The 12,121-nt window shown below is 41.5% G+C and carries 11 protein-coding genes; 9 read left to right on the plus strand and 2 right to left on the minus strand.

What is annotated here, in order from left to right; translation table 11 throughout:
* The first annotated feature begins 3 nt into the window (after positions 1-3).
* The 8 genes from ACSVH6_RS09110 to ACSVH6_RS09145 all read left to right on the plus strand — a co-directional run bounded on the left by ACSVH6_RS09110 (position 4) and on the right by ACSVH6_RS09145 (position 7,425).
* Positions 4-1,311, plus strand: coding sequence for a TolC family protein (locus tag ACSVH6_RS09110; RefSeq protein WP_438077703.1), 1,308 nt, complete (start codon positions 4-6; stop codon positions 1,309-1,311).
* Between the two features lie 213 nt (positions 1,312-1,524).
* Entirely contained in the window at positions 1,525-1,992 is a 468-nt protein-coding gene (locus tag ACSVH6_RS09115; protein ID WP_438077704.1) for a VOC family protein, read from the plus strand.
* A 167-nt stretch (positions 1,993-2,159) separates the two neighbouring features.
* Positions 2,160-2,663: a GNAT family N-acetyltransferase gene (locus ACSVH6_RS09120; protein ID WP_438077706.1), complete on the plus strand. Its 504-nt coding sequence runs from the start codon at positions 2,160-2,162 to the stop codon at positions 2,661-2,663.
* A 376-nt stretch (positions 2,664-3,039) separates the two neighbouring features.
* On the plus strand, positions 3,040-3,702 hold the full coding sequence (locus ACSVH6_RS09125; protein WP_438077708.1) for a hypothetical protein: 663 nt from the start codon (positions 3,040-3,042) through the stop codon (positions 3,700-3,702).
* A gap of 101 nt (positions 3,703-3,803) precedes the next feature.
* On the plus strand, positions 3,804-4,388 hold the full coding sequence (locus ACSVH6_RS09130; RefSeq protein ID WP_438077709.1) for a hypothetical protein: 585 nt from the start codon (positions 3,804-3,806) through the stop codon (positions 4,386-4,388).
* Positions 4,389-4,498: 110 nt separating this feature from the next.
* A complete protein-coding gene (locus ACSVH6_RS09135; protein WP_438077711.1) occupies positions 4,499-5,191 on the plus strand; it encodes a hypothetical protein in 693 nt (230 codons plus the stop codon).
* A 359-nt stretch (positions 5,192-5,550) separates the two neighbouring features.
* Positions 5,551-6,414: a bestrophin family protein gene (locus ACSVH6_RS09140; protein WP_438077713.1), complete on the plus strand. Its 864-nt coding sequence runs from the start codon at positions 5,551-5,553 to the stop codon at positions 6,412-6,414.
* 84 nt (positions 6,415-6,498) lie between these two features.
* Positions 6,499-7,425: an AraC family transcriptional regulator gene (locus tag ACSVH6_RS09145; RefSeq protein WP_438077714.1), complete on the plus strand. Its 927-nt coding sequence runs from the start codon at positions 6,499-6,501 to the stop codon at positions 7,423-7,425.
* Here the strand turns inward: ACSVH6_RS09145 and ACSVH6_RS09150 are convergent.
* Together ACSVH6_RS09150 and ACSVH6_RS09155 are read right to left on the minus strand one after the other, a co-directional pair.
* A complete protein-coding gene (locus tag ACSVH6_RS09150; RefSeq protein ID WP_438077716.1) occupies positions 7,422-7,799 on the minus strand; it encodes a DUF779 domain-containing protein in 378 nt (125 codons plus the stop codon). The two genes, ACSVH6_RS09145 and ACSVH6_RS09150, sit on opposite strands and share 4 nt — an antisense overlap.
* Before the next feature lie 82 nt (positions 7,800-7,881).
* Positions 7,882-9,387 carry an aldehyde dehydrogenase family protein gene (locus tag ACSVH6_RS09155; RefSeq protein ID WP_438077718.1) on the minus strand — a complete coding sequence of 502 codons (1,506 nt, stop codon included), beginning with the start codon at positions 9,385-9,387 and terminating at the stop codon, positions 7,882-7,884.
* A 251-nt stretch (positions 9,388-9,638) separates the two neighbouring features.
* Between ACSVH6_RS09155 and pheT the strand changes: the two genes are divergently transcribed.
* Complete coding sequence (gene pheT / locus ACSVH6_RS09160) at positions 9,639-12,059, plus strand: phenylalanine--tRNA ligase subunit beta (protein WP_438077720.1); 2,421 nt, start codon at positions 9,639-9,641, stop codon at positions 12,057-12,059.
* The last annotated feature ends 62 nt before the right edge of the window (positions 12,060-12,121 follow it).

The raw sequence follows: 12,121 nt of genomic DNA on the forward strand, positions 1-12,121 counted from the left end.
ATTATGAAAATGAAATCGTTATATCTTCTTCTATGCTGTTTGAGCTTCATCCCAAAAATGGGAGCGCAGGAAGTCCTTACACTCGAAGACGCCGTAAAAATAGCCCTCGAAAACAATTTTGACATCCGCATGGCCGCCAACAATCTCAAAATAGACCAAGCCAATGCCACCGTCGGAAATGCCGGCATGTTGCCCAAAGTAACCGCCAATGTAGTCGATAACAACAGCATACAATACAGCAAGCAAACCCGTCAGGACGGTACCGTCAACGAATTAAACAATGCCAAAAACAACAGCCTCACCTATGGCGTAGGACTCGATTGGACCATTTTTGACGGCTTTAAAATGTTTGCCAAAAAGAATCAGTTAGACCAATTACAAAAACTGGGCGATGCCAAACTAAAGCTCGCCATCATTACCAAAATCAGCGATGTCAACACCACCTATTTTGATTTGGTACAACAGCAGCAGCAGTTAGCCGCTCTCGACAGCGCCATCGTTATTTCAACCCAACGGTTAACGCTCTCCCAAAACCGTTTCAGCATTGGCAAAGCCTCCAAACTCGAAGTCTTGAATGCGCAAGTCGATTGGAATACCGACCAAACCGCTTTACTCAAACAAAAAGAAACCCTCGCCCATACCAAAATCCTCCTAAACCAACTCTTGGCGCGCGAGGCCACCACCGCCTTTACCGTAAGCCGAACCATAGCTGTAGACAAAAACCTGTTGCTGCCGGCACTCACCGATGCTGCCCTCAAGCAAAACCCCGAATTAGAAGCTCAGATCATCAACAAGAAAGTGGCCGAACTCCAACTCAAGCAAGTCAAAGCCAACCGCTATCCTACCCTCAAGGTAAATACCGGCTACAACTTTGCCGAAAGCCAATCCAGTTTAGGATTCACCTCCTCATCCTACTCACGTGGGCTCAACTATGGCTTCAGCGCCAGCCTCAACCTCTTTGACGGTTGGGCACAGCACCGCAACGAAAAGATAGCCCAAATAGAAATCGAAAATTCCAAGCTTGCCGTCAACCAACAAACAGCCAACTTACAGGCGCAATTGGCCACGGCGTACGAAACCTATCAAACCAATTTGACCCTGATGCAGCTCGAAGAAAAGAACGAAGCCATAGCCAAACAAAATTTGGACATCACTTTGGCCAAGTTCAAAATAGGCACCATTACCCCGGTAGAGTTCCGCACAGCACAGTTAAATTATACCAACGCCAAAGTCCGCAACACCAATGCGCAATTCCAGGCCAAACTCTCCGAAATCAGCCTTAAAGAACTGGCGGGCACATTGAGTTTATAACCGCCTCCCTTTTTTATTCCCTACGCTACCACGTGACGACGAAGTCAACCCCTACGCTACCGCGCGAGTACTCTAGCGTGGTTACGAACCATCAACCACAACGCCTCATCTATTTTCATTACCGAAATTTCCCTATCTTTACAATAACCTCTTTACGTTAAGCCACAAAACGTTAGAGAAAATACCAGCAACACCACTAAAACAACTAAAAAGATGATTACGCAAAAAATAACACCCTGCCTTTGGGTCGAAACAAAAGACGCAAAAGCCGTAGCAGACTATTACCTCTCCATATTCAAAGACGGCAAACTCAAAGAGCACCGCAAATACCAAAATCCGCCCGAAGCCGGAGGAGAAAATTTTGAAACCGCAACCATTGAAATCAATGGCATTGAATTTAATATTTTGGCGGCAGGGCCATTCTTCAAGTTCAACGAATCCGTTTCATTTGTGATCAATTGCAAAGACCAAGCAGAAGTCGATTACTATTGGGACGCATTAACTGCAAACGGAGGACAGGAAAGCGCTTGCGGTTGGTGCAAAGACAAATACGGACTCTCCTGGCAGGTGGTTCCGGTTGCGTATTTTGACCTCATAAACAGTGACGACCCCATCGTCAGAGAAAAAGCAATCAGGAACACATTCAAACAAAAAAAGTTAGTGCTTTCCGAACTTAAATAAACATACTTGATTTGACAAATTTCCGCAAGGGGCTATAAAAGGCAAGCAGCACCCCCACGGAAAACCAAAAAGATATTTCCCTATCTTTACCTCTATCACTTAGCGTTTCCGCTACTGCGCAAAGCCGCGGCACGTAACGGGTACGCTTTTTAGAAATCCTGCAACAAATGAAAATTATACTGGAAACTGAACGATTAATTTTGCGAGAATTGAATATGCAAGACAGCAAAAGTTTCTATGAATTGAACTTAAATCCAAACGTTATAAAATTTACCGGAGACAAAGCTTTCAAAAATCTTATGGAAGCAGAAAACTTTTTAAGGAACTACAAAGAGTATGAAAAGAATGGTTACGGGCGTTGGGCCGTGATTGATAAATCTAGCGGAAAGTTTGTTGGATGGTGCGGACTTAAATACAATACAGAAATCGACGAAACAGATATTGGTTTCAGATTCTTTGAAGAATATTGGAATCAAGGTTTCGCAACAGAAAGCGCCAAAGCCTGTCTACACTACGGATTTGAAAAACTAAACCTGAAAACGATTGTAGGCAGAGCCATGGCAGAAAATAGTGCTTCAATAAAAGTGTTGGAAAAACTCGGCATGAAATACGAAAAAGAGTTCCGTTTTGACGAACAAAAAGGATTGATTTACACAATAAAAAAACCATAAAACCTTCTCCCGCTCCAGCACAAAAAGAAATTTTCCTATCTTTATATCTATCACATAACGTTACCGCTATTGCGTAAAGCCATAGCATATTACGCAAAATAGTAAAACAACACAATCCAAAGGAAATTCAACCCAATACAGAAATGAGAGTTTCAGGCATATTAAAAACCATAGGAGCAATTATAGGCATTATAGCAACAATATCATTTCTTATTACGATCGTAATAGAAAAGGAATCCACATTAAAAATCAATAGTTTATCCAAAGCACTTATGATGTTAGGATTATTGGTTTACCTAGTAGGCTACTTTTCTATAAAAATTAATAAAAAATAAATGCTCGAAGCAATACTTCGCATAACAACCATTTTCTCCCCATGAAACCACTACTGTCATTCACCATGCTGGTTATAACACTATCCGTTTGGGCACAAAGCAAAAAAGAAGCCGCCTTTATACCCAAAGGCTACGTCCTCTTCGAAAAAATCTACGGAGATCTAAACAACGACCACCTCACAGATTGCATCCTCATCATCAAAGCCACCGACAAAACCCAAATAGTCACTAACGACTACGACCAAATCGTAGACCGCAATCGAAGAGGACTCATCGTCCTGCTCAACCAAAAAGGAAACTACCAAGCAGCCCTCAAAAACTACAACTGCTTCGCCTCCGAAAATGAAGACGGCGGCGTCTACATGCCCCCCGAGCTATCTCTGGAAATCAAAAAAGGAAAGCTATACATACACTACGGCCACGGACGATACGGATACTGGCGTTACACCTTCAAATTCAACCATTCCGATTTTGACCTCATCGGATACGATGCCGGCTACCGCAGCAGTTTTGAATCTGACTACGTCACGTTTGACGAAACAAGCATCAACTTCATCACCAAAAAAAAGCAAATCAAAAAGGTAATCAAAGTAAGCCCCAACGGAAAAGAAAGCTACAAAGAAACCTGGAAAAGTATAAACCCCGGCAACCCCATCAAGCTCTCCACCATCAAAGACTTTGAAGAACTTGATATCAATAGCTAAAAACCAAAAAAGAAATTTCCTATCTTTACCTCTATCACGTAACGTTCCGCTACTGCATAAAGCCTTCGAACGTTAACAGCAAGCTTAACCAAAATATATAAATGACAATATTTGAATCTTTGTTTGGAAAAAGTAAAAGACCATTTTGGGATGAGTTTGCCAAACAACAAAATGGAACGCTCAAATCAGAAAGCGGCGACTTATTTGTAGAATATAAATACTCAAACTTCATTTTTAAAGTTAAGAATTATAATTACACCAATGCAGGAGGTGGTTTTAGTGACAGTTATATGGTTGGAATGGCTGAATTTGATCATCCTACTCAACTCGAACTTCAAATATCCAAAGAAGATTGGTTTGCTAGTATTGTGAAATTTTTTAAAAACAAAGAAATCAAAATTGGCAATAATGATTTTGACAAACGCTTTTTTATAACAAGTAATAAAGAATTAAAAACAATAACTATTTTAAAAGACAAATCCCTTTTAGAAAAAATTATTTTGTTCAATCCTATTCGAATAGAAATAACTAATAAAGAAGATTTTGGAGAAGTTCCAAGCAAAGGAAAGTATATGCTGTATTGCGTTAAACAAGAAAAATTTAAAGATTTAGCTCAACTAAATGAAATACATTCAGTACTAGTTTCATTTATAGAAAATTTGAAAGAGAACTGCCAAATCCAATAAAAACAAGCTAATCCCCCACAACCGAACAAAATAAAGTTTCTATATCTCTACTATGTCCCAACTACTGGCAAAAAGCCGCAAAATATTATAAGTAATTTCAAACCCTCGTCATGAAAATAATTTACATTATAATTTTATTTCTTTCACTTGTTAGTTGCAAAAAAAATGTTTTGGCTACAATGAAAATTCACTTTCAATTAAAAGATACAATCAAAGGAAAAGATACTGATAACGAATATTTGAAAATATATAAAGACGGAAAAGTATTCAAAGAATACTCAATGCTAAAACCACCATATCCGCAAGATGAAATTGAATTAGAAAAACTGACTGCAGGTAAATACAAACTTGAGTATTATAATTATTTTGAACAAAAGATAACAAAGACTATATCAATAGACGAATCTAAAGTCTATAAAGTGATATTAAATCCAGACATAAGTAATACGAAAACTAAACAAAGTGAAATACTAAATTTAAGAGAAAAAGAAATATTAAAAATTAAATTTGAATATGCCGGATGCTTTTCTGGAGAAGCTGATTCTATTAAAATCCAAAAATTAAATGGGAATTTTTTTTTAAGTAGAGCCAATCAGAAAAAATTAGTAAACGATAAAGAATTAGAATATTTAATCACTTTAGAATCAAACCTTCGTGAATTAAATAAAAAAGGAGGCTGTTCAAGCATTGAAACTATGATATTCATTCGAAATAATACTTCAGACACCATTTGGAATAGAATATGTAGATTCAAAGGATATAAAAAATTGGAAGCATTTATTAAAAGAAACGGCATATATTAATGTCTCACATACCCCCGCTACCGTGCGAAACCCAAGGTTCGACCAAGTCAATCTTTCGCGTGGTATTTTAAAAACCACGAAAACCAACTTCCCAGCATTTCCAAGGCCTCGCAGCCGTCAAACGGGCTTCGGACTCAATCAAACGGTCTTCGGACTCAATCAAATTGGCTTCGGACTCCGGCGAACCAACTTCGGAGGCACTAAATCACTTAACGGAATCCGTGAAACTATCTTCTGACTCCGGCAAACCCATTTCGAACAACTTCAAGCATGTTTCGGAGACACGACTACCTCCAACAATCCACAGCACCATATTCAACTTTTTATCCTATTTTTGAATACCGTTTACAACAAGCATTATGGTACAATACAACCCAAAAGACTGGATTACCTTTATCTTTCGTTTTCACAAATCAGACACATTCAGGCAGTTATTCCCCATGATGCTCCTCATCGGCGCCTACTCAGGAGCAATCTGTTACCTCGAAATGACCTATTGGCATTTACCCGAAAACAGTTCCATCAAAAACATCTCCATCATGCACGGCATGTTGGGTTTTGTCATCTCCTTACTGTTAGCCTACCGCACCAATACCGCATACGACCGTTGGTGGGAAGGACGCAAACTATGGGGTGCATTGGTCAACAACAGCCGCAACCTGGCACTCAAACTCTCCGTAATGCTCCAAGACGAGCACGACCGAAAATACTTCCGCTTCCTCATTCCTACCTATGCTTCTATCTTAGCCAAGCACCTCAGTGACGAAGAAGTAAGCCAACTCCTCTTTGAAGACATTCAATTAAACATAAACTTCCAAAAACACAAACCCAATCAGGTCGCCAAAGCCCTGTTCCAAAAAATACACGACCTGCACCAATCAGGCAAACTCTCCGCAGAACAATTAATCATCCTAAACACCGAGCTGCAATCCTTCACCGAAGTCTGCGGCGCCTGCGAACGCATCAAAAACACCCCCATTCCCTACTCCTACAGCGCCTTCATCAAAAAGTTCATCTTCTTCTACGTCATGACCCTCCCCTTTGGCTACTGCTTCAGCCTGGGCTATTACGTCATTCCCGTAGTCGTTTTTATCTTTTATGTACTGGCCAGCTTAGAACTCATAGCCGAAGAAATTGAAGACCCGTTTGGCGGAGACGCCAACGATTTGCCTACAGCCAAAATAGCGTCAAACATCAAGAAACATGTCGAAGAAATACTATAACGCTGTTAATTTTAACCCAATTCAATACCCATTGTTGATTCCTATTTGGTAAAACACTATTTTAGTCTTCCCATTGGATACTTTATGTCAGTCAAAAACTTACTCAACAAACCCGCACTAACCCACGAAAAGTCGTTGAAAACACTGGTAGAAAACCGTACCATTTTTTCACTCGACCACTGCGAACTGAACATATTTGAAACCTATCAAAGGTCGGAGTTAGTGCCCTTAAAGTTTAATGACCTTGTCGTGACCAGTATGCTGCGCGGCAAAAAGATCATGCATCTTTTTGACGAACCACAGTTTGAATACCTCCCCGGAGAAACCGTCATCGTGCCTTCCAATGTCGAAATGCAGATAGATTTCCCCGAAGCCTCCAAAGAAAACCCTACCCAATGCATTGCCTTGGCCATTGACCATAAAATAATCACCGATACCCTCGACTTTCTCAACGAAAAGTACCCCAAAGAAGGCAAAAGCAACCTTTGGAAACTCGACCACGAGAATTACTTTTTTTACAACAATGTCGAACTGGCAGGCACCATCAACAAACTCATCAAAGAATGCATGGGCGACTCCATCACCAAGGACGCCATTGCCGATTTGACCCTACAGGAACTCATCATCCGCATCATACAAACCCAAACCGCCAAGCGTTTTGACACCGAAAAATACATCGACAGCAACAGCCCCATCACCCCATCGATAGAATTCATCAAAAAAAACATTCGCGAAACCATCAACCTCAAAGACTTGAGTGATAAGGCTTGCATGAGCACCACCTCATTCTACCGTTACTTCAAACGCGAAATGGGCATGAGCCCCATAGAGTACATCCTGAATGAAAAGATAAAATTTGCCAAAAAACTATTGAGCAACCCCAACATTCATGTCAATGAAGTGTCCTATGCCACCGGGTTTGAAGACTGCAATTACTTTATCCGCTTATTTAAGAAATACGAAGGCGTCACCCCGAAACAATACCAACTCATGAACTTCACCTCGCACTAATCGTAGCTATTGTAGCGAACCGGTTCCAATTGCTCCAACTCTTCGGGTGTAAACAAACGGTAGTGAATGATAAACGTTTTACCATAAGGCGTTTCCAAAGAAAACCCTCCCGCTCCAATACCGTCTGTCACATCCAGGGTAAAATGCGCATGCTTCCAGTATTCATATAAATCTTTGTCGAGCCAAAACGCAAAACCATCTACCTCACCTATACACACATCACCCGTCCGAATGTAGAAGCCTCCTTTTTCAAAACACTGTGGTTGCGTGCCTTCACAGCAGCCTCCCGCCTGGTAAAACATTAAATCCCCGAATTTCTCTTTAAGCATTTGTATCAATGCTAAAGCATCTGCTGTTGCGGTTACTCTTTTCATATGTTTGTTTTTAAGAATAAAAACCGCAAACCAACCGGTAAAAGTTGATTTGCGGTACTATTAACCAATTGTTTTAGGACAATTAAAAGAACCCTAACTTGTTTTTGTTGTACGAAATCAACATATTCTTGGTTTGACGGTAATGCACCAACATCATTTTATGATTTTCTCTGCCTATCCCCGATTGTTTGTAGCCGCCAAAGGGAGCTCCTGCCGGATACGCATGATAGCTGTTAACCCATACCCTACCGGCATGAATCGCTCTTGGCACCTGGTACAACTCGTGTGCATCACGGGTCCATACCCCGGCACCCAAACCATACAACGTATCATTGGCAATTTCTATAGCTTCCTCTGTGGTTTTAAAAGTCGTTACGGCCAGTACCGGCCCGAAGATTTCTTCCTGGAAAATACGCATTTTGTTAGTGCCTTTAAAAACGGTAGGCTTGATGTAATATCCGTTATCCAAATCACCGCCCAGTTTGTTTTCATCACCGCCTATCAACAACTCAGCACCTTCTTCTTTCCCCAAGTTGATATACGACATGATTTTGTCTTTCTGCACTTTAGAGGCCTGCGCCCCCATCATTACAGTAGGATCTAATGGGTTTCCGGTTTTTACCGCGGCTACGCGCTCGAGTACTCTTTCGATGAATTTATCATAGATATCTTCGTGTACCAACAAACGCGACGGACACGTACACACTTCCCCTTGGTTCAAACAGTACAACACCGCTCCTTCAATGGCTTTGTCTAAAAACTCATCATCGGCCTCCATTACTGAAGGGAAGAAAATATTAGGTGATTTCCCGCCTAACTCCAAGGTCACCGGAACAATATTTTCGGTAGCATATTGCATCACCATTCTTCCGGTAGCGGTAGAACCGGTAAAGGCTGCTTTGGCTACTTTAGGATTGGTCACCAAAGCTCTTCCCAATTCAGAACCAAAACCATTAACCACATTGACAACACCCGCCGGAATGATATCGCCTATCAATTCCATCAGAATCATAATCGAAATCGGAGTGTTCTCAGCCGGTTTCAAAACCACGCAGTTTCCTGCTGCCAAGGCCGGAGCCAGTTTCCACACAGCCATCAACAAAGGAAAGTTCCATGGAATAATTTGAGCAATAACCCCTATAGGCTCATGCACAATTAAAGATACTGTGGTCTCGTCCAGCTCACTCACCGAACCTTCTTCAGCACGAATAACGCCGGCAAAATAACGGAAATGATCAATAGCCAAAGGCAAATCGGCCGCCATGGTTTCGCGTACCGCTTTTCCGTTATCTACAGTTTCAGCGGCTGCTAAGTATTCGAGGTTATCTTCCATAACCTGCGCAATTTTAATCAGCATATTGCTGCGATCGGTTACGGACACTTTTCCCCATGTTTTGAACGCTTCGTAAGCGGCATCAACCGCTAAGGTCAAATCTTCTTTATTGGAATGGGCTGCTTTGGTAAACACTTTTCCGTCTACCGGTGATACCACATCAAAGTATTGCCCGGAGGCCGGTGGCACAAATTTGCCCCCTATGTAATTATCATACTTATCTTTGAATGTCGGTCTTTGAATTAAATTACTCATAATTGTATTTTTTGATTGAATCAAATGTAATTTCAATCCGAAACCCAGAGTAGCACTTTTTACGCATTTTATAGCACAAATTTGATAATCTGAAAATTTAAACGGTTACAAATTGAACATTATCAAAAAATTACCCCAAAATATCAGGAATATAACAATGGAATAACCGTATTATCCTCGCACATTTTGCCCTAAAAAATTTTCAATCTAAAAGCTACAATCCCTATATTTGCAGACCTTAATTAAGACTCATGAAGATTTCATACAACTGGTTAAAACAATTCATTAAAATAGATTTAAAATCAGAAGACACGGCGGCTGCCTTAACCGATTTAGGTTTGGAAGTAGAGGTTGTGGAAAAATACCAATCCGTGCGCGGTGGCTTAGAAGGTGTAGTGGTAGGACACGTATTGACCTGTGAGAAACATCCTGATGCCGACCGTCTGAAAGTAACTAAAGTAGATTTGGGTGACGGGACTCCGGTACAGATTGTTTGCGGTGCGGCCAATGTAGCAGCCGGACAAAAAGTTCCTGTAGCCACCATCGGGACCAAGCTGTTTGACAAAGACGGAGCAGCATTTGAAATCAAAAAAGGAAAAATCCGCGGACAGGAAAGCCACGGGATGATTTGTGCCGAAGATGAGTTAGGTTTAGGCACCAGTCACGACGGTATCATGATTTTAGACGACAAACTGAAACCCGGGACTCCGGCGGCCAAAGTTTTTAATATAGAGAATGACGAAGTATTTGAAATCGGTTTAACTCCTAACCGTGCCGATGCCATGTCGCATTACGGAGTAGCACGTGATTTACGCGCGAGTTTGTTGCAAAAAAACAGCAATATCGAGTTGATTACGCCATCTGTAAGTACGTTCCGAATAGACAAAAGAACGTTGAAAATTGATGTGGATGTTAAAGACAGTAAGTTAGCGCCGAGATATTGTGGGGTAACCATTTCCGGAATTACCGTAAAAGAATCACCTGAGTGGCTGAAGAACCGATTGAAAGCCATTGGATTGACACCTAAAAACAATATCGTTGACGTTACCAATTACATCCTGCATGATTTGGGGCAACCGCTTCACGCTTTTGACGCTTCTAAAATTAGTGGTAAAATCATCGTGAAAACTGTAGCCGAAGGCACCAAGTTCACCACTCTGGATGATGTGGAACGCACCCTGAGCGCTGAAGATTTGATGATTTGCGATGAAAAAGGACCGCTTTGTCTGGCAGGTGTTTTCGGTGGAAAATCATCAGGTGTTACCGATACGACCAACGCTATCTTTTTGGAGAGTGCCTATTTCAATCCGGTGAGTGTGCGTAAATCGGCCAAACGTCATGGGTTGAATACCGATGCTTCCTTCCGTTTTGAAAGAGGTATTGATGTGAACATTACCGAATTTGCCCTGAAACGCGCTGCCTTGTTAATTAAAGAATTAGCCGGTGGCGAAATCACTTCGGACATTATTGATATTTACCCGAAAAAGATAGAAGACTTCCCGGTGTTTTTGCATTTTGATAAAACTGCCAAACTGATTGGGCAGGAATTACCCAAAGAAACCATCAAGAAAATCTTGGCTTCGTTAGACATTAAAGTCAACAGCGTATCCGATGCCGGCTTGGGATTGGTGATTCCGTCGTACCGTGTAGATGTACAACGCGAGGTGGATGTGGTTGAAGAAATTCTCCGTGTGTACGGCTACAACAATATTAATTTCACCAAAAAATTAAACGCTACGGTAGCCAACTCGGCCCGTACCGAAGATTATAAAGTACAAAACATTATCGCTACGCAGTTGAATTCGCTGGGCTTTCACGAGATGATGGCCAACTCTTTGACGACTGGTGAGTATATCAAACTGTCTGCGATGCTCAAAGAAGAATATAACGTAACCATGCTTAACCCCTTAAGCAATGACCTGGCTACCATGCGTCAATCATTGTTGTTCTCGGGCTTAGAGGCGGTATCCTATAACATCAACCGCAGAAACGGCGATTTGAAATTGTTTGAGTTTGGCAAATCCTACCACAAATTGCCTTCGGGATACGACGAACCCAAACACCTCACCTTATTCACCACCGGAAACCGCATGGCTGAGAGCTGGACAGCAGCCGACCGTCCATCTGATTTCTTTTTGTTCAAAGGGTATGTGACTTCGGTTTTGAACCGATTGGGTGTTTGCAAAACCCAAAGCAAGCCCGTAGCCTCGGATGTTTTTGCCGAAGGGATAGCCATTGCTTGCGGAAATGATACCTTGGTAGAATTCGGTACTGTGAAGAAATCCATCCTGAAACATTTTGACATCAAGCAGGAAGTGTTTTTTGCGGACTTTAACTGGAATTTGGTCTTGAAATTGTTATCGAACAAAATCAAGTTTACCGATATTCCGAAATACCCTGAAGTGCGCAGAGATTTGGCTCTTTTGGTAGACGATGCAGTTGCGTTTGAAGCCATTTACAACATTGCCCGTCAAACCGAAAAGTCCTTACTGAAAGACGTGAACCTATTTGACGTGTACCAAGGCAAAAACCTTCCGGAGGGCAAAAAGTCTTATGCCGTGAGCTTTACGTTGCAGGACACGACCAAAACGCTGACCGATGAGCAGATTGACAAAATCATGAGCAAACTGCAAAAGCAGCTGGAAACCGAACTCGGTGCGAGTTTGAGATAAATATAACACAAGGCCTCCTAAACAGGTCTGATAAAATAAAAGCCCCACTCCTAATACCGGAA

This window comes from Flavobacterium sp. XGLA_31 (assembly GCF_051547105.1).
In the GTDB taxonomy this organism is placed as follows: domain Bacteria; phylum Bacteroidota; class Bacteroidia; order Flavobacteriales; family Flavobacteriaceae; genus Flavobacterium.